The following is a 24,033-nucleotide window of genomic DNA, read 5'->3' as shown; positions in this document are numbered from 1 at the left end:
CGTCCGACCAGAGGTAGGAATAGGAAATCACCAGGCCGGGAACAGGCTTGGGCAGGCTCACGGTGTCCAGTGTTTGAGCATTTCATCCAGCTCATCGAACTGGGATGGTACCGCGCTTGCGGCGATAGCTCTCAGCGTCTCGTCGTCAAGCTCCTCGACGGGGCGGGCGACCCGTCCCTTGACCAGCACTTCGAACATTGCCGCCGAGAGGAGGACGGTGTGGGTCCGGCCATTCTTCGTTATCGCAACCGGCGCCCGCTGAGCGGCATCCTGAAAACGTCCGACATTTTGTTGGAATTCCGTTGATGTTACGCGCATGGACAGTCACCTCTTTATCCAAAATAGATAAAATAGATAACTTTTTCACGGAGGTCGAGTTGGAACGGCCTCGATCGCTCAGGCCGCTGCTTTCACGGGCGGCGACTTCTTCAGCGGGATGCGCACCGACACGATGGTGCCGACGCCTTCGGTCGAGCGGATCTTCAGCGCGCCGCCCTGCAACTCCGCGAGCGAGCGTGAAATCGCCAGCCCGAGGCCCGAGCCTGTATGGTTCTTGGAGAACTGGTTCTGCACCTGCTCGAACGGTCGCCCGAGCTTGCTCAGCGCCTGCTTCGGGATACCGCAGCCATTGTCCTCGATGGTGAGAACCAGCGCGCCCGAGGCGCTGCGCGCCCGGACCGTGATCCTGCCGCCCTGTCCAGTGAACTTCACCGCGTTGGAGAGGAGATTGATGGCGATCTGCTTGATCGCGCGCCGGTCGGCAAAGAGCCGCATCGAGTCGGCGATGCGCGTCTCCACCGTGATCGACTTTTCCGCCGCCTGCAGCGAGATGACGCGAACCGTCTCCTTGATCAGCGGGCAGAGGTCGATCTCCTCGCTCTCCATCGAGAACTGGCCGGCCTCGATCTTCGACATGTCGAGTATGTCGTTGATGACGCCGAGCAGATATTTGCCGCTGCCGTTGATATCGGCGGCATATTCCTCGTAGCGCGGCGAGCCGAGCGGTCCGAACAGGCGCTGTTCCATCAGCTCGGAAAAGCCGATGATGGCGTTGAGCGGCGTGCGCAATTCATGCGACATGTTGGCGAGGAATTCGGACTTCGCCCGGTTGGCCGCCTCGGCGCGCTCCGTCTCCTTCATGTATTTGCGGTTGAGTTCGACCAGTTCCTTGGCGCGTTCTTCCTCGGCGCGCCGCGCAAGGCTGAGGTCGTGGATCGTCGCCATCAGGCGCCGCTCGCTGTCGACCAGCTTTTCCTGGTGCAGCTTGATCTGGGTGATGTCGGAGCCGACCGAGACGATGCCGCCGTCGCGGGTTCTGAGCTCGTTAACCTGGAGCCAGCGGCCGTCGGCAAGCTGGCGCTCCAGCGTGACGCCGCCATGCGGACCGTTGGCATTGGCGAGCCTGCGCTCCGAGGCGAAGGCGAGCATGCGCTCCTCCAGCATGTCGCGGGTCGCGCCCGGCACCACGTCGCGGTCAGAGAGCCCGTTGTCCTTCTGGAATTTGGAATTGCACATGATCAGCCGCTCGGCGGCATCCCACAGCACGAAGGACTCGTTGATGTTCTCGATCGCGGTCCTGAGCCGCATGTCCGCCGCCTCCGAGCGCAGCGCCAGGTGGCGCTGCTCGGTGACATCGACGGCGATGCCGATCAGCTGGATCTCCGGTGCCTCCGGGTCGATCACCTGGGCGCGGGCGCGCATCCACACCCACTGCCCGTCGGCATGGCGCATGCGGAACACCTGGTCGATATGGTCGATCTCGCGTTCGACGATGCGGTTGGCGAGCTCGAAGAGATCGCCGTCGTCGGGATGGATGATCTCGTCGACCTCGCCGAACGACAGCATCGTATCGCAGGGCTCGTAGCCCAGCATGTCGTACATCGAGCGCGACCAGTACATCTTGCCGCGCACCATGTCCCAATCCCACAGCCCGCAGCGGCCGCGCACCAGCGCCATGTCGATGCGCTGATGTGCTTCGAGATAGATGCGGTCGGCTGCCTGGGCGCGCGCCGCCTGGCCGAAATAGGCATAGAGGATGACGATCAGCACGCCGGCCGTCAGCACGAACAGGGTGACATTGAGCGAGACCGTCTTGCGCCAGCTCTCGAACACCGCCTCCTTGGGAACCAGCACCGCCGCGGCGTTCTTACGGTCGCCTGTGAAACTGACGGCAGCAAACCAATCCTTCCCGCCGATGCTGACATCCATAACGCCGGCGCGGTCGCCGAACATGAACAGCGGCTGGCCGCCGAGCACCAGGCCGTCCAGCGAACGCCCCTGCCAGCCCGTCGACAATGGCGACACGGCGATGATCTTGAAGGCGCCGTCGGTGATGGCCAGCACATGGCTGCGGCCCATGGCGGCCTGGCGGCTGGTGTTCTCGAGAAGATCCATCGCATTGGCGCCGGCTGCGTTCGGGTCGGCGGCGATCGACTGCGCTATCTGGCCAGCGGCTAAGGCCAGCAGCGCCTTGGCGTCACGTTCGACCTCGTCGCGGTCGTTCACCAGCGACAGGAAACGAAGTGCTGCGATGACGATCAGGAAGACGATAATCAGCGCCGGTATCGAGCGGCGCAGCAAGGGCTCCGCCGCCAGCAGCCGCTGGTAGGCGGGCTCCGCGATCAGACGCGCGTTGCCGGAAAGCCCGTCGCCCCTTGCCTCGCGACGCGCAAAAGCCTTCCCTCCGGGCGCGCCCCACGCGTCCGTCTTGGCCATAAATGGCACTCCCCGATTTTGCCGCATACTTGACGATCCGGCTACGCCGCACGCCCGAATCGTCAGTAAGGAATCAAAGGTGATTCGCCTTGTCCAGAGGCGCGCGCAAAAAAGATTAAAAGTTGATTGAAATTCGTCGCTTTTCCCTCCCTCCCCCTTGAGGGGAGGGTGGGCAGCCGCCGAAGGCGGATGGACGGGAGGGGTCGCTGCGGCAGTGCTCGGCCTCAAGCGACCGCACGCCTCGATCTTGGATTAAGGATGGAGCGCTTCGCCGAGGACCCCTCCCGGCCCTGCGGGCCACCCTCCCCTCAAGGGGGAGGGATCACGCCAGCGTCCGTTCCACGATATCCCGCAGATCGGCCGACAGGTTCTCGGCATTCGCAATCTGCAGCAGCGCCTGCCTTGCCTTGTCCTGCCGGACCGGCTCCAGCGAGCGCCAGGACCTGAGCGCCGTCGCCAGCCTTGCCGCCACCTGGGGGTTGCGCTTCTCGACTTCCAGCACCGTCTCGGCGAAGAAGCGGTAGCCCTGGCCGTCGGCGCCGTGGAAGCTGGTCTGGTTAGCGCTGGAGAAGGTGCCGATCAGCGAGCGCACCCGGTTCGGGTTGGCGATCGAGAATGCGGGGTGCTGCATCAGCGCGCGCACCTTGTCGACGGTCTGTGGCCCGGGCACGCCGGCCTGGATCAGGAACCATTTGTCGAGCACCAGCGCATCGCCGCGATAGCGCGCTTCGAAGCCGGCGAGCGCTTCCTGCGCTTGGCGAGAGCCGGCGTGGCGATGCGCGAGAACCGTGAGCGCCGCCGCGCGGTCGGTCATGTTGGTGGCCGAGTGGAAATGTGTTGCCGCGAGCGCCGCGCCTTCCGGCAGCAGCGACAGATAATCGAGCAGGATGTTGCGCAGCGCCCTCCGTCCGGCGCTCGCTGCGTCCGGGGTGAATGGGCCGTTATCGGCGAGGCCCAGATAAAGCGCTTTGAAGGACTCGCGGTTTGCCGCAGCTATCGCCAGCGCCAGCGCCTCGCGCGCGCCGAAGATGGCGTCGGGGTCGATCCCTTTGCCGATCTCGCGGGCAATGTCGGCTTCGCTCGGCAGCGACAGCGCCAAGGCGCGGTAGGCCGGCTCGAGCGCCTCGTCGCCGGCAATCCTGCCCGCTAGCTCGGCAAGCTTCACCGTAAAGGCAGGCTGCTTGCCGCCGAGCACCTGGCGGAAGGCCGCGATCAGCGCGTCGGTGAGTAGCGTGTTGAACGCCTGCCAGCGCGCGAAGGAGTCGCTGTCATGGCTCGCGAGGAAGAGCTGGTCGTCGGCCTTCTGCTGCACCGAGAGCGTGATCGGCGCCGAGAAGCCGCGGTTGAGCGACACCGAAGGCCGCTCGCTGACGCCTGAGAAGCGCACCGTATGCCGACGCTTGCGGATGTGGATGACGCCGTCCTCGACCGTCGCACCTTCGACCGTTGTCCAGGCTATGGGCTTGCCGCCGGCGCCGACCAGACCGAAGGCCAGCGGAATATGCATCAGCCGCTTGCGGCTTTCCGACGGCGTCGGCGGCACCGACTGCTCGATCTCTAGCGTGAACGCCTTGGCCGCGGCATTGTAGGAGGAACTGACCGTCAGGTTCGGCGTGCCGGCCTGGTGGTACCAAAGCGCGAACTGCGCGAGGTCGCACCCCGAGACGTCCTCGAACACCTTGAGGAAGTCTTCGATCGTCGCCGCCTCGCCGTCATGCCGCTCGAAATAGAGGTCCATGCCGGCGCGGAAAACCTCCGGGCCCAGAATGGTGCGGATCATGCGCACCACTTCCGAGCCTTTCTCGTAGACGGTCGCCGTATAGAAGTTGTTGATCTCGCGGTAGCGGCGCGGCCTGACCGGATGCGCCAGCGGCCCCTGGTCCTCGGGGAATTGGTGCGCGCGCAGCGTGCGCACCTCGGCGATGCGTTTCACCGCGCGCGAGCGCTGGTCGGCGGAGAATTCGTGGTCGCGGTAAACCGTCAGCCCTTCCTTCAGGCAAAGCTGGAACCAGTCGCGGCAAGTGATTCTGTTGCCGGTCCAATTGTGGAAATATTCATGCGCGATGATCGCTTCGATATTGGCGAAATCGGCATCGGTCGCGGTCTCCTCGTCGGCCAGCACATATTTGTCGTTGAAGATGTTGAGGCCCTTGTTCTCCATCGCGCCCATGTTGAAGTCGGAGACCGCCACGATGTTGAAGACGTCGAGGTCGTACTCGCGGCCGAAGGCTTCCTCGTCCCACCTCATCGAGCGCTTCAGCGCATCCATGGCGTAGCCGGCGAGCCGCTCCTTGCCGGGCTCGACAAAGATGCCGAGCTCGACCTCGCGGCCGGATAGGGTGGTGAAGCTGCCCGCCACCTTGCCGAGCGCGCCAGCCACCAGCGCGAAGAGATAGGAAGGTTTTGGGAAAGGATCGTGCCAGACGGCGAAGTGCCGGCCATCGGCGAGCACGCCGCTTTCAACCGGGTTGCCGTTGGAAAGCAAAAGCGGCGCCTCGTTGTGGGGCGCCTCGATGCGCACGGTGTAGACGGAGAGGATGTCCGGCCGGTCGAGGAAATAGGTGATGCGGCGAAAGCCTTCGGCCTCGCATTGCGTGCAATACACGTTGCTGGAGCGATAGAGGCCCATCAGCGCCTCGTTGCTGGATGGCGCGATCTCGGTCTCGAGACGCAGCTCGAAGCGCGGCGCCGCCGGCGGCTTCGGGATGGTCAGTTGGTCCGGCGTCGCCAGGTAGTCGGCCGGCGCGAGCGCATGCCCGTCGATGGCAACGCCGAGCAGCGTCAAGCCGTCGCCGTCAAGCACCAGCGGCGCGGATGTGGCGACGCCTCCGCGCCGCTCGACGGTGAGCAAGGCAGTGACGCGCGTGGCATCCGGTGACAGGCGGAAATCGAGGCTGGTCTTCGGAATGAGATAGTCGCTGGGACGGTAGTCTTCGAGTTTGAAGACATGGCCGGTATCGGTGCGCATTCCGTCGGTTTTCCTATCGATTTTCGGGCGGACAGCCACTGTTGCTGGTCCAGGAATTTTGAAGTCCGCGCTCTTTACACGAAACGGTCACTCGACAAAACTGCGCAGGGGTCTATTTCTGGGCTTCGTTTCCGACAATCGTCACGAGGCAAGATGACCGTCGATCACGCCGTCGGCCACGACACGCTGCGCGGCATTGCGCTGAAGATCGTCTCCGTGGCGGTCTTCGTCAGCATGCAGACCAGCATCAAGGCGGCCGGCGACGTGCCCGCCGGGCAGATCGTCTTCTTCCGCTCCTTCTTCGCCATCTTCCCGATCATTGCCTTCCTGGCGTTCAAAGGGCAGCTGGCCACGGCCTTCACGACGAAACGGCCGTTCAACCACATCGCGCGCGGCATCGTCGGCGTCGGCGCCATGGGGCTCGGCTTCTTCGCGCTGACCAGGCTGCCGCTGCCGGAGGCGATCACGCTGAACTATGCCCAGCCGCTGCTGGTCGTGGTGTTCTCCTCCGTTTTCCTCGGCGAGACGATCCGCGTCTATCGCTGGAGCGCGGTCGCCGTCGGTCTCGTCGGTGTGCTCATCATCTCCTGGCCGGAACTGACGCTGTTGAATTCCGACGAGGCGCTCGACGACCAGGAAGTGCTTGGCGTCATGGCGGCGCTGATCGCCGCGGCGATCTCGGCCGTCGCCATGCTTCTGGTGCGCAATCTCGTGCAGACCGAGAAGACGGCGACCATCGTGCTGTGGTTCTCCTCGACGGCGAGCGTGCTGGCGCTGTTCACTTTACCTTTCGGCTGGCAGGCGCTGACGCCGATGCAAGCCGCGCTGCTTGTCATGGCCGGCTTCTGCGGCGGGCTCGGCCAGATCCTGATGACGGCCGCCTACCGCCACGCGGAGGCTTCCGTCGTGGCGCCTTTCGAATACACCTCGATGATCCTCGGCGTGGTCGTCGGCTATTTCGTCTTCGGCGACGTGACGTCGTTCAACACGCTTGTAGGCGGCGTGATCGTGGTGGCCGCCGGCATCTTCATCATCTGGCGCGAGCGGCAACTGGGCCTGGAGCGGACCCGCACCAGGAGGGCCACACCGCCGCAGGGGTAAAGCTACGAAGCGGCCGCCCGCTCCTTCGCCAATCTTACCAGCACAGTTCGGGTCTGCTCGTCGGCCGGGAAGAAGGATTCGATCGCGAGTTCCGAAAGCGTGACGTCGAGCGGCGTGCCGAACACGGTGATCGTGCTGATGAAGGAGAGCACCGTATCGCCATGCGCGAGCCGCAGCGGATGGACGATGCCACTCGGTTCCACCGGCGCCGGCCGGCTGCTCTTCAGGCCGGACGGATAGCCACGCAGCTCGCGTTCCAGCTCGGTCAGCACCGGGTCGCCGCTGGCGTCGTTCTGGTGCTTGAGGCGCTCGAGCAGATGCGCCCGCCATTCCGCCAGGTTGACGATGCGCGGCGCGACACCGCCCGGATGCAGGCTGAGCCTCAACACATTGACCGGCGGCTTGAGCAGCGACGGCTCCGAGATGTCGGCCAGGAACGGGCCGATCGCCGCGTTGGCAGAAACCAGGTTCCAGTGCCGGTCTACCGCCAGCGCCGGGAAGGGCTCGTGGCCTCGAAGCACCGTCTCGACCGCGGCAAGCGCCGGCGCCAGCGTCGCATCGGTCAGAGGCCTTTCGCTGAAGCTCGGCGCGAAGCCGGCGGCCAACAGGAGCTGATTGCGCTGGCGCAGCGGAATAGAGAGCTGCTCGGCAAGATGCAGCACCATCTCGCGCGACGGCTGGGCGCGGCCGCTTTCGACGAAGGAGAGATGCCGCTGCGAGATATCGGCCTCCATGGCGAGGTCGAGCTGGCTCATGCGCCGGCGCGTGCGCCATTCGCGGATCAGGCTGCCGGCGGAGATTTCGGATGTGGTCATGGGGGATGAGTAGGGCGAGAGGCGTCCCGTTTCAATTACCTGGGAGGTTATAGGTAGCACCCTCGTAGGAGATTGGCGAAAGCGGTGACGCAGGAATCTCCCCCTTGAGGGGGGAGATGGCCGGCAGGCCAGAGGGGGTCGCCTCAACCGCCTCGACGCTAAATGGCGCCGGCGCTCCACGCGAGGCGACCCCCTCTGTCGCCTTCGGTGCGCAACCGGTCAGATGGTTGACATTATGGACCGGGTACATGGTTGACAGTTTTGCTGTCGGCGTTGGTTGTTTTGGCGTTTGTCCGGCTCGGACGCGGTGGTCCAAAGCGGCGGAATCTTCCGGTCTTGCGGTCGATCAGGCCGAGATCAACGGTCATGAAGCGGACGCACTGGTCGCCGGTCTCGGTTTCGGCCAAGGCCACTGGCTCGCCGATGAAGGCCTCGCCGATGAAGATGCCCTGGCCACGCCACTTGATCTCGCCAGAGCGGCGCACCCGCCGCACGTCGATGCCGTCGCCCGCATAGGCCGGCTCCTCGATGCGGTGCGGATAGGCCCGCCGGGAAGGCTCGTAGTGGCTGGCCGGCGTCTGCTGACCGAGTGCCTCATGCGGGCGCTCCTCGTTGTAGCTGCGCCGGAAGGCGTCGAAGCGGCGCTGCTGATCGGCCGCCGTTGCGGCCGGCGGGCGCAGCGTGTCGGCCTTCAGCGTGCCATGCATGCGCTCGTGACGCCCGTTCTCCTGCGGCTTGGCAGGAGTGATGAACTCCAGTCCGATGCCCAGTTTCAGCCACTTCACCGACAAAGCGGTGAGGCCTCCCGCACCAACCGAGCCCCAGGGCGAGCCATTGTCGATGCGAAACCGGTCAGGCAGGCCGAACTCCTTCAGGATCCGGTCCATCTCAACCTTGACCGAAGCTCCGATCGGCGCGCAGATCCGGCAGCCGAGAAGATACCGGCTCATTGCATCGCTCACCGTCAGCGGGTCGCAACGGGTCCCGTCCTGCGTGCGGAACCAGCCCTTGAAGTCGATGCACCAGGTCTCGTTGGCCGCGCAAACCGGCGCGAACGGCCGCGTCAGCGGCAGGGCGCTGCGCCGTCGCCGACGCTTGCCCACTAGGCCGCGACGCTTCAGCATATCGCCGATCGTCGAGGCCGCCGGCCACGCGATCTGTGGCTGCGTGCGCTCCAGGAACGCCTTCAGCTTCCTCGGCCCCCAGGTCGGATGGTCGAGCCGGCAGTCAACCAACGCCTCACACACATCTGCCTTGACCGCGCCTGCCTGAACCAGCGGCGCCCGCGAGCGCGCCACGACACTGCCGAACCCTTCGGTCGCGTAGCGGCGCATCAGCTCATAGCCCGTCTCCCGGCTGATCCCGTACTGCGCGCACAACTCGCTCATGTTGCCCCATTCCCCAGACAAGCGATCCACGATGAACCGCCGCTTCACGTCCTCAATGCTCTGTCCAGTCCAAACCATCAGCAGGTCCCTTCCCCTGCCGACAGCCTAAACTGTCAACCATCTGTCCGGTCTATTCTGTCAACATTCTGCCCGGTTTGGACCCGGCGGCATCTCCCCCTCGAGGGGGAGATCAGCCAATCGCCAACTCCCTCAGCTTCGCCTTCACCTCGAGAAAATCCCGCCAGGCCAGCTTTTTATGCGCCGGCGTCCGAAGCAGATAGGCCGGGTGCAGCGTCGGCATGGCGGGAATGACGATGCCCGACGCGGTGGTGTGGACGCGCCAGTTGCCGCGCAGCCGCAGGATCCCCTCGGTGGTGTTGAGCAGCGTCTTTGCCGACGGCCCGCCGAGATTGACCAGCACCTTCGGATTGACCAGCTCGATTTGCCTTTCGATGAACGGCCGGCAGATCTCGGTCTCGTGCGGCGTCGGCGTGCGGTTGCCAGGCGGCCGCCATGGAATGACGTTGGCGATATAGGCCGATGTCCGGTCGAGGCCGATTGCCGAGAGCATGCGGTCGAGCAGACGGCCGGAGCGGCCGACGAAGGGCAAGCCTTCGAGGTCCTCGTCGCGGCCCGGCGCCTCGCCGACCAGCATCAGGTCGGCGTTCGGATTGCCGTCGGCGAAGACCAGGTTCTTGGCGGTGAATTTGAGGTTGCAGCCGTCGAAGGCCGCCATGTGCTGGCGCAATTCATCTAGCGTCGCAGCACTTGCCGCGAGTTGCCGCGCCAGCAGCACCTGTCCCTCGTCGGGCACCGCGGCAGTTGCCGGCATCGTGCGCGCCGGCGCATCGGGCACATGGCTCGCGTCCAATCCGGGCGGAGGCGCCGGCCGCTCCGGTACCCGGCCCGAGCCGAGACTTGGCTGAGATGCATATCTTTCCGGAGGCCTGCTTTCACGGACGGGTGCGGCCTGCGCCGGTGCGCGCTCGGTCTGCTTTGGCCGGGCCTCCGCGAATCGGTTGACGGGCGTGTCCTCGAGCGGCTCGTCGACGCCGGCGCTGGCATAGAAGGCCAACAGCTCGGCGATATCGATCGGGTTGTTGGGGGAGGCGGCAGTCATGGCGCCACCATTGTCCGCGCGGCGATGATTTGCAACCGCCGTGACAGCAATCTCCCCCCTTGAGGGCAGGGCTGTCCGGGGAAAGATAGGGGTGAATCGAAATGCCACATGCGCATGCCCCGTAAGACGGCGGTTTTCCGTCTACCTTCTGGTTGTCGAGACTCAGAAAGGGACGGGGCATGCGCTTTACGCCTAGCATTCTTGGCAAGCTGGTTGAACCGCTCAATCGGCGCCGCTTCCAGACGATTGTGGATAGCCATGATGGGGACGCCTACGACAAGTCGTTCCACAGCTGGGACCATCTCATGGTGCTGATCTACGCGCAGTTGAGCGGCGCTGACAGCCTGCGCGGCCTTGAAGCTGGCTGGAACGCCAACTGCCAGCATCATTATCACTTGGGCAGCGACCGGCTGAGCCGCTCGACCTTGTCGGATGCCAACCGGCGCCGCCCCGTCGGCGTGTTTGCCGAGACCTTCGAGCACGTTGCCAACCAGCTCGACCGGCACATGCGCCGCGAGGGCGCGGCCATGCTGCGGCTGATCGATTCCACCCCCATCCCGCTCGGCAAGGCCTGCGGCTGGGCCAAGTCGAACGGCCGCATCCGCGGCATGAAGCTGCATGTCGTCTACGATCCCAAAAGCGACTGCCCGCGCGTCCTCGACATCACCAACGCCAATGTCAACGACGCCGAGATCGGCCGCACGATCACCCTTGAGACCGGCGCCACCTACGTGTTCGACAAGGGCTATTGCCATTACGGCTGGTGGACGGCGATCGCCGCAGCCCAAGCCTTCTTCGTCACCCGCCCTAAATCCAACATGGGGCTCGAGGTGCTCAGCCGCCGCCCTATCAAGAGCGCGCAGGGCGACGGCTTCACCGTTCTCGAAGACGTCGAGGTGAGCCTTGCCAGCAAGAGCCACCGCAAGCTGCCCATCCCATTGCGGCGGCGCACCGTGCAGCGCCAGAACGGCGACACCATCACGCTTGTGACCAACGATCTCCAGCGCCCCGCCGTCGAGGTCGCCGACCTGTACAAGGGCCGCTGGCAGATCGAGCTCTTGTTCCGCTGGATCAAGCAGCACCTGAAGATCCGCAAGTTCCTCGGCACCAATGACAACGCCATCCGCCTGCAGCTCTTCGCCGCCATGATCGCCTATGCGCTGCTGCGCATCGCCGCCCGGGCCTGCCGTATCGCCATGCCTATCCTCAGGTTTACCGATCTGGTCGCCCGATGCCTCTTCGAGCGACGAAATATCGCCGCCATCGACAAACCGCCGCCCGTCAACCCAAGTCAACGCAAGCTCCGATCCTCCCCAGGCCAGATGAGCTTCTCCTATGCATGACTTTCCCCGGACAGCCGTGCCTTGAGGGGGAGATGTCGCCCAAGGCGACAGAGGGGGTCGGTTCGACCGGACGCGACGCCAAGGGGGCGGCAGGGCGGGTTGGCGCTTTACGCGCGAGGACCCCTTCTGGCCTGCCGGCCATCTCCCCCTCAAGGGGGGAGATTACGCGTTCCGACGATTTCGCCAATCTCCAAGGGGCGCACCATTTATCCAGATCACCCCGTCGGTATGCGCGGATCCTGCACCAGATAAAACGTCCAGCGCGGCGTGTAGTCGGTGATGAGGAAATCGAAGGTCGCTGTCTTCAGCGGGTCGACCTTGCCGTTCCTGAACAGCAGCCGGTCGTAAGGTTCGAAGGCGCGATCAAAATCGGCGAAGTTGCTCGACCAGATATTGTCCGGCGTCTTGTTGCGCTGGTCGAAGGACAGGCCGTCGCCGAACACGCTCGGCTGGTCGAGGATCTCTTGCAGCTCGAACTGGAATTCCACCCAGGGGAGCGCGCTGTTGTTCAGCACGTCGATGCGCATGTACATGATGCCGTTGGCGACATCGCCCGCCTTGCCAAAAGCCTCGATCGGCCTGGTGGCTCGAATGGTCAGCGTCACCGGCGTCGCCGAATTCAGCTCCTCGGTGATGACCAGCGGGTCGTCCTTGGTGCCGATCCCGGAAGCGCCGGTGATGCGGAAGCCGCCAAGTTCGTCGGAAAAGGAGTAGGCGCCGGCCACCCATACCTTCTGCGGATCGGCTTGCGCCGGAACGATCAGGAAGAGGAGCGGAAGAACCGCGCGGCAAAGCACGCCGGGCGTGAAGAGTAAGCGCTTCAATGGAAAGCCGGATGGCTTGGGAGTGCGCATGGGGCGAAGTATTGCCGATAAGCAAGCCATCGAACAATTAAAAACATGCGCCCGGCGGCTCCCATTCCAATCGGCTGGCCCTGTCGGATGCTTTGCCTGGCCTGATCGAACGGGCTCGCATAGCCTGGAAACCGCGACTTTTTGTCGAAATCGGCTTTGTCACGATAGCACCGGTTTCGCGTCGCGAATTGATGCGCTATGCAGCGCGTGAGCCAGCAGAATGCGAAAACATGGCGAGCCAGCGAGGGGCACATGAGCGAGATCGAACGCGAGAGCATGGAATTCGACGTGGTGATCGTCGGCGCCGGTCCGGCCGGCCTTGCCGCGGCGATCCGTCTGAAGCAGCTCAACCCCGAGCTTTCCGTCGTCGTGCTGGAAAAGGGCGGCGAGGTCGGCGCCCACATCCTGTCCGGCGCCGTCGTCGACCCGATCGGCATCGACCGTCTTCTGCCAGGATGGCGCGAGGAGGGGGACCATCCGTTCAAGACGCCGGTCACCGACGATCATTTCCTGGTGCTTGGCCCCGCCGGCTCGTTCCGCCTGCCCAACTTCCTGATGCCGCCGCTGATGAACAACCACGGCAACTATATCGTCTCGCTCGGCAATGTCTGCCGCTGGCTGGCGACCAAGGCCGAGGCGCTCGGCGTCGAGATCTATCCAGGCTTCGCCGCGGCCAGCCTCGTCTACAACGAGGCGGGTGCCGTGACCGGCGTCATCACCGGCGACATGGGCGTCGAGAAGGACGGCACGCACGGCCCGGCCTATGCGCCGGGAATGGCGCTGATGGGCAAGTATGTGCTGATCGGCGAAGGCGCGCGCGGCTCTTTGGCCAAGCAGCTGATCGCCAAATACAAACTTTCCGAAGGCCGCGAGCCCGGCAAGTACGGCATCGGCCTCAAGGAACTCTGGCAGGTCAAGCCGGAGAACCACAAGCCGGGGCTGGTGCAGCATTCCTTCGGCTGGCCGCTCGACATGAAGACCGGCGGCGGCTCCTTCCTCTACCATCTGGAGGACAACCAGGTGGCGGTCGGCTTCGTCGTCCACCTCAACTACAAGAACCCCTGGCTCTCGCCCTTCGAGGAGTTCCAGCGCTTCAAGACGCATCCGGCGATCAAAGGCACCTTCGAGGGCGCCAAGCGCATTGGCTATGGCGCCCGCGCCATCACCGAAGGCGGCTGGCAGTCGGTGCCGAAGCTTTCGTTCCCGGGCGGCGTACTGATGGGCTGCACCGCCGGCTTCGTCAACGTGCCGCGCATCAAGGGCTCGCACAATGCGGTGCTGTCCGGCATGCTGGCGGCCGAGCATGTCGCGAACGCCATCGCTGCCGGCAGGGCCAACGATGAGTTGACCTCCTATGAGGGAGCCTGGCGCGGCAGCGACATCGGCAAGGACCTGAAGAAAGTGCGCAACGTCAAGCCGTTGTGGTCGCGCTTCGGCACCATCGTCGGCGTCGGCATCGGCGGTCTCGACATGTGGCTGAACACGCTGTTCGGCTTCTCGCCCTTCGGCACGCTGAAGCACGGCAAGGCCGACTATGCGACGCTCGAGCCGGCCTCCAAGCATCAGAAGATCGCCTATCCGAAGCCGGACGGCGTGCTCACCTTCGACCGGCTCTCCTCGGTGTTTTTGTCCAACACCAACCACGAGGAGAACGAGCCGGTGCATCTGATCGTCGGCGACATGGGCCTGCAACAGCGTTCCGAGCACGATGTCTTTGCCGGCCCCTCGACCCGCTACTGCCCGGCCGGCGTCTACGAATGGGTCGACAAGGACGGCAATGCCGCCGCCGATCCGTCGGCCAAGGACGTGCGCTTCGTCATCAACGCGCAGAACTGCGTCCACTGCAAAACCTGCGACATCAAGGACCCGAACCGGAACATCAACTGGGTGCCGCCACAGGGTGGCGAAGGGCCAGTCTATCAGGGTATGTAGCGTTGCGTGCGGAATAGGTTGCGACGGCGCAACCTCAAGGCCGTTGAAACCGCAGCCGGCTTGTGTTTCCTTTCCTCAAGGATAGGGAGGAGACGGCCATGCGCTTGGCAGTTCTGACATGCCTTGCCGCCATCGGCGCGCTGTGTGCGCCGCAGGCCTCGGCCGGCACCAGGGTGCTGGTCCAGACGCGCAGCTACGACATTGCGGGCAATTCCGGCGCGGCGCTCATCGAGGCCATGGACGGCAAAGGCCCCAAGCACGGCTTCATGACGCATGCCATCGCCCAGACCGCCTATACAGTCGACTGGGAGCTCGGTGTCATCCAGGACAAAGGCTCGTGCCGGCTCAAGCAGGCAAACGGCACGCTCAATCTCTTCTACACCTTCCCACGCGTCGCCTCGCCGGCGACGCCGGCGCTGAAGAAGCGCTGGAACCGCTTCTTCACCGGCGTGCGCGCCCATGAGGAAACCCATGGCCGCATCGCCAGGGAGATGATGCGCGCCACCGAGCGGTCGATTGTCGGTCTCAAGGTCGCGGACGATCCTTACTGCTACAAGACGCGCCGCGAGGCGCGCCAACGCATCCAGGCCACCTATGCCGAATACGAAGCCAGGCAGAATGCCTTCGATGCCCACGAGCACCGCGACGGCGGCCATGTCGAGCATCTGATCGCGGCTTTGATGGGGAAATAGGCCCAGAGGCGCCTTTCAACCGGATCGCAGGCTATTTCGCAGGGGCGCAGGCACCGACGTCGCGCGCATTGGGCCTCCCGGCCTTCAGATCCGAGAGCTGCGGCAAGGTCGGATCGAACCCAACGCGCTGCTCATACACTTTCCGGTTCACTGAGATTTGCCGGCCTGAGGAGGTGAAGCCTACCATGCCGGTCTTGCCGACATAGGCAGCTCCGACGCGCATCCGGCAGAAGAATTTCTTCTCGCCGTTGGAAACGATCCAGCCCAGCGCGCCTGATGCGCCGCGCGTCAGCTTGCTTGTCTTGTACCCGCCGGTCTGCAGGTTCGAATAGGATTCGGCATGCGACGGTGCAATCGATGCCAGCAGAAAGATCGCCATCGAACACACGCCAAGCCAATTCATTGGTTTCATTTTTGCCATAGTGCCACCCCCAGTTGTTCCATTTCGATTCATGGACAATTTCGAGCAGCCGCGCAAGTAATGCCAGGTTATCGTCCTGGAGAACCAGCCAGAAGCCAGTTCAGCCGCGTGGACCGGTAGATGAGCCGCTCGACGCCAGCGCCGTCTCATGCTCTTCCTTGGGCCTTCTGCCGTCGGGCCGCACGGAGAACTCCACCAGCACCGGCAGATGGTCCGAGCCGGTGTCTTCCAGCCGCGTCGCCGAATGGATCGTCACCCCGCCCTTGCTGAACACCTGGTCGATCGGCAGGCCGGCGAAGCGCCGCAGGAAGTCGGGCAGCTTCCGGTGGATCCAGGTCGGCCCGGCCGACGGCATCACCGTCAGCTTGCCGAGCGAAGCGACGCGCCGCACCGCCGCACTCCAGGGCACGGCGTTACAGTCGCCGGCCATGATCGCGGTCTCGCCGAGCGCGGCGAGCGGCTCCGCCAGCTCGCCGATCTGCCAGTACTGCTCGAGCGGCCAGGGCCAGCTCAGATGGATTGCTGCGACGTCGACGCCGGTTCCGCCGAAATCGATCGTCGCGGTCGCCATCGCGCCGCGCGGCTCGCAATGCGGCGCGGTGCCGGCGGCAAAGGGCCGGCGCGACAGCAGCGCGACGCCGAATACGCCGTTAGGATAGGGGCAGAGGATGCGGTAGGGATAGGCGCTGGTGATATAGCCAAGCTCGGTCGTCCACATCCCCGACACCTCGTCGAGGGTGATCACATCGGGATTGGTTCGGCCGATCAGCGACAGCACCTTCTTCGGCGTCGGATTGTCGAAGCGCAAATTCATCTGCAGCAGGGTGTAGACGATGCGATCGGCGGGTCTGGCGACCGCCTGCTGCGGCCACAGCCTGGGCAGCGCGCTTGTCGTCGTGGCGAAGCAGGCAATGGCAAAGAGCAGCACCGCTGCCGCCTGTAGCCGGTAGGAGCCTCCAAGCAGCGATATCGCCAGCAGCGCCGTAAGCACGCTGAGATGAATGCGGAAATGCGAGAAGGAATCGAGGGCCGGATGCAGCGCGCCGAAGAACCCGGCCAGCAGAGCGGCCGAGAGTGCGATCATCGCCAGGAATGCCACCCCAGCCGTCATGTTCGAGCGCGCGCCGCCTGTTGTCATCTCGGTCTTGGTCTGCCGAATGCCGCCGGCAATCTGTTTGGAGCAAGATAAGACCTCATCTCGCTCTGCCTGCTTATCGGCCAAATTGCGGCCCGAGCAAGACGACGAATTGCCTCGTTGAAGCAATTCCAGGAAAAGTGCGTGGCGGTTTTCCGTCCGGAATTGCGCAAAAACCAGATAGGGCCCTGGCAGTCGTGGCGGCTACTGGAAGGCCGTTTCTGAAAAACTTCTGAGCTTGCGCGAATGCAGCCGCTCCATCGGCATTTCGGCCAGCTTCTCCATCGCCCTGATGCCGATGGTGAGGTGCTGCGCCACCTGGCGTTTATAGAACTCGGTCGCCATGCCGGGCAGCTTCAGTTCGCCATGCAGCGGCTTGTCGGAAACGCACAGCAGCGTGCCGTAGGGCACGCGGAAGCGGAAGCCGTTGGCGGCGATCGTCGCCGATTCCATGTCGAGCGCAATCGCCCGGGACTGCGACAGGCGTTGCACCGGGCCGCGCTGGTCGCGCAGTTCCCAGTTGCGGTTGTCGATGGTGGCGACGGTGCCGGTGCGCATGATGCGCTTGAGGTCGTAACCCGAAAGCCCGGTCACCTCGGCCACCGCTTCTTGCAGCGCCACCTGAATCTCGGCCAGCGGCGGGATCGGCACCCAGACCGGCAGGTCATCGTCCAGCACATGGTCCTCGCGCACATAGGCATGCGCCAGCACATAGTCGCCCAGCGCCTGCGTGTTGCGCAGCCCGGCGCAGTGGCCGAGCATCACCCATGCATGTGGCCGAAGCACCGCGATATGATCGGTGATGGTCTTGGCGTTGGACGGGCCGATGCCGATATTGACCATGGTGATGCCGCCATGGCCCGGCTTCTTCAGGTGATAGGCCGGCATCTGCGGCAGGCGTTGCGGCGGTGTGCCTTCGGTCGCTGCGCCGGCCCCGGCCTTTGTCACCAGATTGCCCGGCTCGACGAATTCGGTATAGCCGCCACCGCCGTTCTCCATCAGGTCGCGAGCCCGCGCCACGAACTCGTCGATGTAGAACTGGTAGTTGGTGAACAGCACGAAATTCTGGAAATGCTGCGGGCTGGTCGCCGTGTAGTGCGTCATGCGGTGCAGCGAATAATCGATGCGCTGCGCGGTGAACGGCGCCAGCGGCCTCGGCTCGCCGAACGCCACCTCGAAGGTGCCGTTGGCGATCTGGTCGTCGGTGCCGTCGAGGTCCGGCACGTCGAACAGGTCGCGGATCGGCCGCTTGATGCGCTCGGCAGCCGTGCCGTCGACATAGGTGCCTTCCAGGAAGGCGAAATGCAGCGGGATCGGCGTTGTCGATTCCGACACTGTCACCTGCACGCCGTGATTGCGCATGATGAGCCGAAGCTGTTCGACGAGATAGTTCTCGAACAGCTGCGGCTGGGTGATAGTGGTGGCGAAATGCCCGGGCGTCGGCATATGGCCGTAGGCCTGGCGCGAGTCGATCTGGGTGAACGAGGTCGTGGTGACGCCGATCTGCGGATAGAAGGCGCGGTAGCGCTTGCTCTCGTCGCCGCCGGCGGCGAGCTTGGCGAAGGAATCGCGCAGGAATTTGGTGTTGCGGTCGTAGAGCATCTGCAACGCCGCGACCGCCTTCCTGGCGTCGTCGAAGCTCTGCCTGCCGAAAGGCTCCGGCATGACGACCGATTCGATGGCTTGGGGGTAGATTCGCTTTTCCATGGCCCAATATAGGGATTTGGAACAGCGCTTGGGAGGGGGAGGCGGGTGCGAAGCTTGCCCTGCGGCGTATTTTTCTTCGATCGTGTCAGCCGCGCTGCAGGCTCACCAGCAGCACGAAGCCGATGCCTGCCTTCTTCGGCGTCGGCGCCTCGATGATCGAGCCGGTGTCGGCGCGCATCATCGGCACCGCCAGCACCGGGGCGGCAAGCAGCATCAGGATGAGCATCGCCCGCGGCAGGAGCCGAAGGGTCTTCATTGCGCTGGTGGTGATGCGGTTCATGGTGGTCGTTCCGGTTTCGAGTATTGGTCGTTTCAGCGGTCGAAATGGTTCATGCAGTCCAGCCGGCAGGTATCGGCCATCCCCGATGAGCGGGCGGGACGGCCGGCTTCGGCCACCAGGATGGCGAAGACCATGCCGAACAGGCTCATCAGCAGGCAGACGATGGTGAAGCGGCGGACAAGCATTTCTCTCTCCTTCAATGGTGAGGAGAATGCCCGAATGCCTCTGAACCGGTTCTGAGACCGGTATTCATCTACGGTTCAAATTGATTGATGCGCGCTGGCCGGCCAGGCGCCGGGAATTGCCGCGCCCGACAACGCGCCCTCGGAACAGGCTCGAAAAGAAAACGGGGCCGCACGGGCCCCGTTTCACATCGTCATTTGAACAGCGATCAGAGCTTGTGCCAGGTCTGGCTCTTGCAGATCAGCCCGCCCAGCACGCAGCCGCTCATCTTGAGCGAGGCGCCGGACAGCGTCGCCTTGCCGGAATAGGTCTTGTCGGTTTCCGGGTCGGTTATGGTGCCGGTATACTTGTTGTCACCGGCCGCCTTGAAGGAGCCGATCGTCTTGCCGGAATACTTACCGGACTTCAGCGTGATCGAGAACGTGTCGCTACCGGCGATCGCCGCCGTCGAGCCGGCTTGCGTCTTCCAATTGCCCTCGATCGGGTCGGCCCATGCGGCGCTGGCCACGATCAAGGTGGCCGCCAGGGCCAGGCTCACTTTTCGAAGCATATTTGTCCTCCTCCCTACAGATTCCGGCGGGACTCGCTCCGCCTCTCCGTCCCTTTACGCAAACGTAAGCTAATCCAGCCGCCGCCAAAACGAAAGCGGTGCCGCCACGGAAGGTTGCGAGGATTTTGGCGGTGCGGCTCACTGAAAATGAACGATCGGCGGAAAAGGCTTCGGTTTCCGTGGTTAGCGAAGTCTTGATTCAAGCGCCCGAAATTTTCGTCGAATTTAGCGCAAATCGGCTGAATTGCTGGGTTCCTATGCTTAACAGTTTTTCGCGTTTACCTCTTGTTTTATCTTTGTTTTCTTCAAATTAAGCACGCCATTTAACGACGGATTCAAGGCCAGGCTTCATCCTCGAAAGCATCGAAAGAGCGGCCCGCCCCAAGGGACATCAAGGGGCAGAAGGAGGCAGCTCTCGGGAGCCAGACAGGGGATTGAAATGGCACGTTTTGAAATGCTTGAAGCCGGCTTCGGCGCCATGGGGGCAACTGCCCAGGCCGACATTCTTTTCGAACTGGGCATGATGTATGCGACCGGCCGCGATTGCGAGACCGACGTCGTTGCCGCCCACAAATGGTTCAACATCGCCGCGATCAAGGGTTCGTCCCGCGCCGCCGAACTGCGCTCGGAACTCTCCGCCACGATGTCGAAGGCTGATATCGCCAAGGCGCTGCGTGAAGCGCGCGAATGGATGACGATGCACTGATCTTGCGCGCCTGGCGCTTGGAAGTCTTCAGGGACAAGGCCGCGATAAAGACGGTCGGTCAAAAAAGAGCAAGAACGTGGCAGGCAAACAATGCCCAGCCGCGCACCAGATCACGATCCTGAAAAGTGGAATCCGGTTTTCAGAAAAGATCGTGGTCCAACAAGGAACAGGGAAGCGAGCGGGTTCAGGCGCGGGGGCGCCGGGGAAGCTCGACTGCAAAAGCCGCGACCGGCCGGGACAAGGCCGGCGCGGCTTTTGCATTCTACGGCATCCGCGGTGTTGCTTTCGCGGTGGCGTGGCCCAAGAAATGCTCGCCGAAATGAACCAAAGCGGTATGTATTGTCCTCTCGACAGTTCCGGCGAAGGGTGGAATTGTCCCGGCTCTCAGGAACGAGCGCGGCCGGCACGGCCGCGCGCAAGTGGAGGAGTTCTATTGCCATGAAAAGATTGGGTATTTTGAGCGCGGCCGCATTGGGCCTGATGATGAGCGCATCGGTCGCTTTCGCCGACGACATCACCATCTCGGTGGTCGGCCCGATGACCGGTCAGCTCGCCACGATCGGCGACCAGTTCAAGCAGGGCGCGCAGGCTGCCGCCGACGCCATCAACGCTGCCGGCGGCGTCAACGGCTCCCAGATCAAGCTCGACGTCGAGGACGATCAGTGCGATCCGAAGCAGGCGGTTTCGGTCGCCAACCGCATCGTCGCCAACGGCGTCAAGTTCGTCGACGGCCATGCCTGCTCGGGTTCGAGCATTCCGGCTTCCGCTGTCTATGCCGAATCCGGCACGCTGATGATGAGCCCGGCCTCATCCAACCCGGTGCTGACCGACGCGGCGGCGAAGTCCGGCTGGCCGACGATCATGCGCCTCTACACGCGCGACGACGCGCAAGGCGCTTTCATCGGTCCGTGGATCGCCAAGAAATATGCCGGCAAGAACGTTGTGGTCCTGCACGACAAGAGCGCCTACGGTCAGGGCGTTGCCGATGTGGTCAAGGCGACGATGAACGCCGGTGGTCTGAAGGAAGTCGACTATGAAGGCATCAACGCCGGCGAGAAGGATTATTCGGCTCTGGTCACCAAGCTGAAGGCGCTCAAGGCCGACGTCGTCTATTTCGGCGGCTATCACCCCGAGGCCGGCCTCATCCTGCGCCAGGCTGCCGAGCAGAACGTCAAGTTCCAGCTGATCATGCCGGACTCGATCGCCACGCCGGAATTCTGGCAGGTCGCCGGCCCGGCCGGAGAAGGCACCATGTTCGTCTTCCCGTCGGATCCGCAGGCGAAGCCGGAAGCCAAGGACGCAGTGGCCAAGATCAAGGCCGGCGGCTTCACCCCGGAAGGCTTCACGCTGTTCTCCTATGCCGTGATCCAGGCGGTTGCCGAAGGCGTCAAGCGCGCCGGCACCGACGATCCGGCCAAGGTCGCCGAGGCGCTGAAGGACGGCAAGCCGATCAGCACCGTGGTCGGCGACGTCATCTTCGACGAGAAGGGCGACCTGAAGAACGCCAGCTACGACATCAACCAGTGGCACGACGGCAAATACGCGCCGATCAAGCCGTAATCCTCTGCAGAACAAATGGAAATGGCCGGGCTCGTCCCGGCCATTTTCGTTAGAGCAAATTCCAGGAAAAGTGTGTAGCGGTTTTCCGTCCGGAATTGCGTAGAAACAAATAGTTAGAGCAGTTCGCCGTTTCCGTGAAACGGTGAACTGCTCTAGCCCTGGCCGTCCTCGAACCGCACCAGCACCGTGCCGTCGCTCACCTGCGCGCCTTCGGTCGCGATCTCGGCGATCACCCCGTCATGCGGTGCGGCGATGGTGTGCTCCATCTTCATCGCCTCGAGGATCAACAGCGGCTGCCCTTTGATGACGACATCGCCCGCTGCCGCGCGCACCAGCTTGACCAGGCCCGGCATGGGGGCGCGCAGGCTTCCCGTGGCGGCTGCAGCCTCATCCGCCTTGGCGAGCGGATCGGGAACCGCGAACGTATAGCCGACCGCGCCTTCGAACACGGTGACATGGCCCGGCCAGCGGGCGGTGCGCAGCAAATTTCTGAGATCATGCGAGTTGATCGCGTCATGCGGCGCTTCCAGCGCCACCTGGAAGCGGCCGTCCGGCCGCGCCGAGACCCGCGCCAGTATGTTCTCCTCACCGAAACGCAGCCGGGTGCGGCGCGCCAGCGTGTGGAAATGCGCATAACCGGCGAGCGAGGACCACGGATCGGCGGCCCGACCCGGCGCGCCGGCGTCGGTCGCCGCCAGCGCCGCCGCCGCGATTGCCTCATCGCTTGGCGCGGCAACAGCGACAAGAGCGTCCTGATGCCGGCCGATCAGGCCGGTGTCGACATCGCCCGCCGCGAAATCGGCGTCGGCGGCGAGTGCCGCAAGGAAGGCCGTGTTGACCGTCGAGCCGGCAACTTCCGTGCGGGCGAGAGCGTCGTGCAGCGCGCCAAGCGCCGTGGTCCTGTCCTTGGCATGCACCACCAGCTTGGCGATCATCGGGTCGTAGAAGGGCGAGATCGCATCCCCGGCCCGCACGCCGGTTTCGATGCGCATGGCGGCGCCTTGGGGCGGTGCGTCGGGGAATTGGAGATGATACAGCGTGCCCGTGGCAGGCAGGAAGCCTTTCGATGCGTCCTCGGCATAGATGCGCGCCTCGAAGGCATGGCCGGCAAGCGCGATCTCGCCCTGTGTCTTCGGCAGTTTCTCGCCGGAGGCGACACGCAGCTGCCACTCGACCAGATCGACGCCGGTTACCATCTCGGTGACGGGATGCTCGACCTGCAGCCGCGTGTTCATTTCCATGAACCAGAAGCGGTCGGGCTTGAGCCCCCCGGAGGCATCGACAATGAATTCGATCGTGCCGGCGCCCGAATAATTGATGGCCTTGGCCGCCTTCACCGCCGCTTCGGTCATCGCCTTGCGCAGCGCCGGCGTCATGCCGGGGGCGGGCGCCTCCTCGATCACCTTCTGGTGGCGGCGCTGCGCCGAACAGTCGCGTTCGTAAAGATGCACGGCATTGCCGAAATTGTCGCCGAACACCTGGACTTCGATATGGCGCGGCTTGTCGACGTATTTTTCCACAAGCACGCGGTCGTCGCCAAAGGCGGCCTTGGCCTCGCGCCGCGCTCCGGACAGCGCTTCGGAGAAATCGTCCGGATGGTCGACGCGCCGCATGCCCTTGCCGCCGCCGCCGGCGCGCGCCTTGATCAGAACGGGGTAGCCGATCTCGCGCGCCTTGGAGGCGAGCAGCACGATTTCCTGCGCTTCGCCGTGATAGCCTGGCACCACCGGCACGCCGGCCTTTTCCATCAGCCGCTTGGCGGCGTCCTTCAGCCCCATGGCGCGGATCGAGGCGGCGGACGGGCCGATGAAGACGAGACCGGCCGCCGTCACCTGGTCGACGAAGTCGGGGTTTTCCGACAAGAATCCGTAGCCGGGATGGATCGCTTGCGCGCCGGTGGCGAGTGCTGCGGCAATGATCTTGTCGCCGCGCAGATAGCTTTCTCCGACGGGTGAGGGGCCGATATGCACCGCCTCGTCGGCCATCTCGACATGCAAAGCGCGGACGTCGGCATCCGAATAGACCGCGACGGTCCGCACGCCCAGCTTGCGCGCGGTGCGGATGACGCGACAGGCGATCTCGCCGCGATTGGCGATCAGGATCTTGCCGAACATGGAGCCTCCCGTTTTGTCTTCGGGCGGCGCCAGTCCGAGATGCGCCGGCCTATTTTGACGCCGCTATCGCACAGCCGCCGCTCGCGGTCTTGACCTTCCACCTGGCGAAGCCGGTCTGGCAGGTACGCAACGCAATATCCTCTGCGGCCTTCTGCGACGGCGCGTTCAGCTTCACGCTGCAGAAAATGTGCAGATCGACGACGCGCGAATAGAACGTCGTGGCGTAGGCCGAATGGCCGCTCGCCGCGATATAGGCGAGGTAGGATTTGTAGCAGGTTTCCTTCGGATCGAGCGAGAGAGTCGGAGCAAACCGCTTGTCGCCGATCTTGCCCGCCAGCGATTCCGCTGAGCCGGCACCAGGCACGGCGAGCATAAGCAATCCTGCAAGTATCGAAGCGACGGCCTTCCGTGAATATTCCAGTTTCATTTTCACCCCATCCCCTTTGGAA

Annotated in this window: 21 protein-coding genes; 6 read left to right on the top strand and 15 right to left on the bottom strand. The window is 64.1% G+C overall.

Annotated elements, in window-relative coordinates; translation table 11 throughout:
* Window positions 1–57: 57 nt before the first annotated feature.
* The 3 genes from EJ071_RS31060 to pepN form a co-directional block, all read right to left on the bottom strand.
* Window positions 58–318: a type II toxin-antitoxin system prevent-host-death family antitoxin gene (locus EJ071_RS31060; RefSeq protein ID WP_126101257.1), complete on the bottom strand. Its 261-nt coding sequence runs from the start codon at window positions 316–318 to the stop codon at window positions 58–60.
* A gap of 78 nt (window positions 319–396) precedes the next feature.
* Window positions 397–2,715: a PAS domain-containing sensor histidine kinase gene (locus EJ071_RS31055; RefSeq protein ID WP_126101256.1), complete on the bottom strand. Its 2,319-nt coding sequence runs from the start codon at window positions 2,713–2,715 to the stop codon at window positions 397–399.
* A gap of 322 nt (window positions 2,716–3,037) precedes the next feature.
* Complete coding sequence (pepN, locus tag EJ071_RS31050; RefSeq protein WP_126101255.1) at window positions 3,038–5,683, bottom strand: aminopeptidase N; 2,646 nt, start codon at window positions 5,681–5,683, stop codon at window positions 3,038–3,040.
* Between the two features lie 153 nt (window positions 5,684–5,836).
* Here pepN and EJ071_RS31045 point away from each other — a divergent pair, with 153 nt between their 5' ends.
* On the top strand, window positions 5,837–6,784 hold the full coding sequence (locus EJ071_RS31045; protein ID WP_126101254.1) for a DMT family transporter: 948 nt from the start codon (window positions 5,837–5,839) through the stop codon (window positions 6,782–6,784).
* A gap of 2 nt (window positions 6,785–6,786) precedes the next feature.
* Here EJ071_RS31045 and EJ071_RS31040 read toward each other — a convergent pair whose 3' ends face one another.
* The 3 genes from EJ071_RS31040 to EJ071_RS31030 form a co-directional block, all read right to left on the bottom strand.
* Window positions 6,787–7,599 carry a helix-turn-helix transcriptional regulator gene (locus EJ071_RS31040; protein WP_126101253.1) on the bottom strand — a complete coding sequence of 271 codons (813 nt, stop codon included), beginning with the start codon at window positions 7,597–7,599 and terminating at the stop codon, window positions 6,787–6,789.
* A 233-nt stretch (window positions 7,600–7,832) separates the two neighbouring features.
* Complete coding sequence (locus tag EJ071_RS31035; protein WP_245460035.1) at window positions 7,833–8,987, bottom strand: integrase core domain-containing protein; 1,155 nt, start codon at window positions 8,985–8,987, stop codon at window positions 7,833–7,835.
* A gap of 190 nt (window positions 8,988–9,177) precedes the next feature.
* Window positions 9,178–10,107, bottom strand: coding sequence for a uracil-DNA glycosylase (locus EJ071_RS31030; RefSeq protein WP_126101252.1), 930 nt, complete (start codon window positions 10,105–10,107; stop codon window positions 9,178–9,180).
* A 179-nt stretch (window positions 10,108–10,286) separates the two neighbouring features.
* On the opposite strand from EJ071_RS31030, the gene EJ071_RS31025 reads away from it, so the two are divergent.
* Complete coding sequence (locus EJ071_RS31025; RefSeq protein WP_245460039.1) at window positions 10,287–11,450, top strand: IS4 family transposase; 1,164 nt, start codon at window positions 10,287–10,289, stop codon at window positions 11,448–11,450.
* Window positions 11,451–11,665: 215 nt separating this feature from the next.
* On the opposite strand, the gene EJ071_RS31020 is transcribed toward EJ071_RS31025, so the two are convergent.
* A complete protein-coding gene (locus EJ071_RS31020; protein ID WP_126101251.1) occupies window positions 11,666–12,304 on the bottom strand; it encodes a hypothetical protein in 639 nt (212 codons plus the stop codon).
* 252 nt (window positions 12,305–12,556) lie between these two features.
* Between EJ071_RS31020 and EJ071_RS31015 the strand changes: the two genes are divergently transcribed.
* Together EJ071_RS31015 and EJ071_RS31010 are read left to right on the top strand one after the other, a co-directional pair.
* Entirely contained in the window at window positions 12,557–14,236 is a 1,680-nt protein-coding gene (locus EJ071_RS31015) for an electron transfer flavoprotein-ubiquinone oxidoreductase (RefSeq protein ID WP_126101250.1), read from the top strand.
* Window positions 14,237–14,334: 98 nt separating this feature from the next.
* Window positions 14,335–14,928 carry a DUF922 domain-containing protein gene (locus EJ071_RS31010; protein ID WP_126101249.1) on the top strand — a complete coding sequence of 198 codons (594 nt, stop codon included), beginning with the start codon at window positions 14,335–14,337 and terminating at the stop codon, window positions 14,926–14,928.
* A gap of 31 nt (window positions 14,929–14,959) precedes the next feature.
* On the opposite strand, the gene EJ071_RS31005 is transcribed toward EJ071_RS31010, so the two are convergent.
* From EJ071_RS31005 to EJ071_RS30985, 6 genes are all read right to left on the bottom strand, one after another.
* On the bottom strand, window positions 14,960–15,388 hold the full coding sequence (locus EJ071_RS31005; protein WP_126101248.1) for a hypothetical protein: 429 nt from the start codon (window positions 15,386–15,388) through the stop codon (window positions 14,960–14,962).
* Between the two features lie 61 nt (window positions 15,389–15,449).
* Window positions 15,450–16,460, bottom strand: a complete 1,011-nt coding sequence (locus EJ071_RS31000; protein ID WP_126102792.1) for an endonuclease/exonuclease/phosphatase family protein — start codon at window positions 16,458–16,460, stop codon at window positions 15,450–15,452.
* 228 nt (window positions 16,461–16,688) lie between these two features.
* A complete protein-coding gene (locus EJ071_RS30995; RefSeq protein ID WP_245460038.1) occupies window positions 16,689–18,149 on the bottom strand; it encodes an AMP nucleosidase in 1,461 nt (486 codons plus the stop codon).
* A gap of 127 nt (window positions 18,150–18,276) precedes the next feature.
* Window positions 18,277–18,471 (bottom strand): hypothetical protein, encoded by a 195-nt coding sequence (locus EJ071_RS30990; RefSeq protein ID WP_126101246.1) that lies wholly within the window; start codon window positions 18,469–18,471, stop codon window positions 18,277–18,279.
* Between the two features lie 32 nt (window positions 18,472–18,503).
* On the bottom strand, window positions 18,504–18,656 hold the full coding sequence (locus tag EJ071_RS38835) for a hypothetical protein (RefSeq protein WP_189350201.1): 153 nt from the start codon (window positions 18,654–18,656) through the stop codon (window positions 18,504–18,506).
* 206 nt (window positions 18,657–18,862) lie between these two features.
* A complete protein-coding gene (locus tag EJ071_RS30985; RefSeq protein ID WP_126101245.1) occupies window positions 18,863–19,204 on the bottom strand; it encodes a DUF2147 domain-containing protein in 342 nt (113 codons plus the stop codon).
* A gap of 439 nt (window positions 19,205–19,643) precedes the next feature.
* On the opposite strand from EJ071_RS30985, the gene EJ071_RS30980 reads away from it, so the two are divergent.
* Window positions 19,644–19,910 (top strand): sel1 repeat family protein, encoded by a 267-nt coding sequence (locus EJ071_RS30980; protein ID WP_059189077.1) that lies wholly within the window; start codon window positions 19,644–19,646, stop codon window positions 19,908–19,910.
* Window positions 19,911–20,348: 438 nt separating this feature from the next.
* Complete coding sequence (locus EJ071_RS30975; RefSeq protein ID WP_126101244.1) at window positions 20,349–21,470, top strand: ABC transporter substrate-binding protein; 1,122 nt, start codon at window positions 20,349–20,351, stop codon at window positions 21,468–21,470.
* A gap of 152 nt (window positions 21,471–21,622) precedes the next feature.
* On the opposite strand, the gene EJ071_RS30970 is transcribed toward EJ071_RS30975, so the two are convergent.
* Window positions 21,623–23,584 carry an acetyl/propionyl/methylcrotonyl-CoA carboxylase subunit alpha gene (locus EJ071_RS30970; protein WP_126101243.1) on the bottom strand — a complete coding sequence of 654 codons (1,962 nt, stop codon included), beginning with the start codon at window positions 23,582–23,584 and terminating at the stop codon, window positions 21,623–21,625.
* A 49-nt stretch (window positions 23,585–23,633) separates the two neighbouring features.
* Window positions 23,634–24,011 (bottom strand): hypothetical protein, encoded by a 378-nt coding sequence (locus EJ071_RS30965; protein ID WP_126101242.1) that lies wholly within the window; start codon window positions 24,009–24,011, stop codon window positions 23,634–23,636.
* Between the last annotated feature and the right edge of the window lie 22 nt (window positions 24,012–24,033).

It is taken from the genome of Mesorhizobium sp. M1B.F.Ca.ET.045.04.1.1, from assembly GCF_003952465.1.
GTDB lineage: Bacteria > Pseudomonadota > Alphaproteobacteria > Rhizobiales > Rhizobiaceae > Mesorhizobium > Mesorhizobium shonense.
The sequence above is the reverse complement of the archived record's forward strand: the minus strand, read 5'-3'. Positions and strand labels throughout refer to the sequence as shown.

Coding starts and splice junctions, on each gene's coding strand:
- EJ071_RS31040 (WP_126101253.1), bottom strand. CDS start 7,599: ATGACCACATCCGAAATCTCCGCCGGCAGCCTGATCCGCGAATGGCGC.
- EJ071_RS31025 (WP_245460039.1), top strand. CDS start 10,287: ATGCGCTTTACGCCTAGCATTCTTGGCAAGCTGGTTGAACCGCTCAAT.
- EJ071_RS30990 (WP_126101246.1), bottom strand. CDS start 18,471: ATGAACCGCATCACCACCAGCGCAATGAAGACCCTTCGGCTCCTGCCG.
- pepN (WP_126101255.1), bottom strand. CDS start 5,683: ATGCGCACCGATACCGGCCATGTCTTCAAACTCGAAGACTACCGTCCC.
- EJ071_RS30970 (WP_126101243.1), bottom strand. CDS start 23,584: ATGTTCGGCAAGATCCTGATCGCCAATCGCGGCGAGATCGCCTGTCGC.
- EJ071_RS31035 (WP_245460035.1), bottom strand. CDS start 8,987: ATGAGCGAGTTGTGCGCGCAGTACGGGATCAGCCGGGAGACGGGCTAT.
- EJ071_RS30985 (WP_126101245.1), bottom strand. CDS start 19,204: ATGCTTCGAAAAGTGAGCCTGGCCCTGGCGGCCACCTTGATCGTGGCC.
- EJ071_RS30965 (WP_126101242.1), bottom strand. CDS start 24,011: ATGAAACTGGAATATTCACGGAAGGCCGTCGCTTCGATACTTGCAGGA.
- EJ071_RS31000 (WP_126102792.1), bottom strand. CDS start 16,460: ATGACGGCTGGGGTGGCATTCCTGGCGATGATCGCACTCTCGGCCGCT.
- EJ071_RS31045 (WP_126101254.1), top strand. CDS start 5,837: ATGACCGTCGATCACGCCGTCGGCCACGACACGCTGCGCGGCATTGCG.
- EJ071_RS31030 (WP_126101252.1), bottom strand. CDS start 10,107: ATGACTGCCGCCTCCCCCAACAACCCGATCGATATCGCCGAGCTGTTG.
- EJ071_RS31055 (WP_126101256.1), bottom strand. CDS start 2,715: ATGGCCAAGACGGACGCGTGGGGCGCGCCCGGAGGGAAGGCTTTTGCG.
- EJ071_RS30995 (WP_245460038.1), bottom strand. CDS start 18,149: ATGCCGGAGCCTTTCGGCAGGCAGAGCTTCGACGACGCCAGGAAGGCG.
- EJ071_RS38835 (WP_189350201.1), bottom strand. CDS start 18,656: ATGCTTGTCCGCCGCTTCACCATCGTCTGCCTGCTGATGAGCCTGTTC.
- EJ071_RS30980 (WP_059189077.1), top strand. CDS start 19,644: ATGGCACGTTTTGAAATGCTTGAAGCCGGCTTCGGCGCCATGGGGGCA.
- EJ071_RS31015 (WP_126101250.1), top strand. CDS start 12,557: ATGAGCGAGATCGAACGCGAGAGCATGGAATTCGACGTGGTGATCGTC.
- EJ071_RS30975 (WP_126101244.1), top strand. CDS start 20,349: ATGAAAAGATTGGGTATTTTGAGCGCGGCCGCATTGGGCCTGATGATG.
- EJ071_RS31060 (WP_126101257.1), bottom strand. CDS start 318: ATGCGCGTAACATCAACGGAATTCCAACAAAATGTCGGACGTTTTCAG.
- EJ071_RS31020 (WP_126101251.1), bottom strand. CDS start 12,304: ATGCGCACTCCCAAGCCATCCGGCTTTCCATTGAAGCGCTTACTCTTC.
- EJ071_RS31010 (WP_126101249.1), top strand. CDS start 14,335: ATGCGCTTGGCAGTTCTGACATGCCTTGCCGCCATCGGCGCGCTGTGT.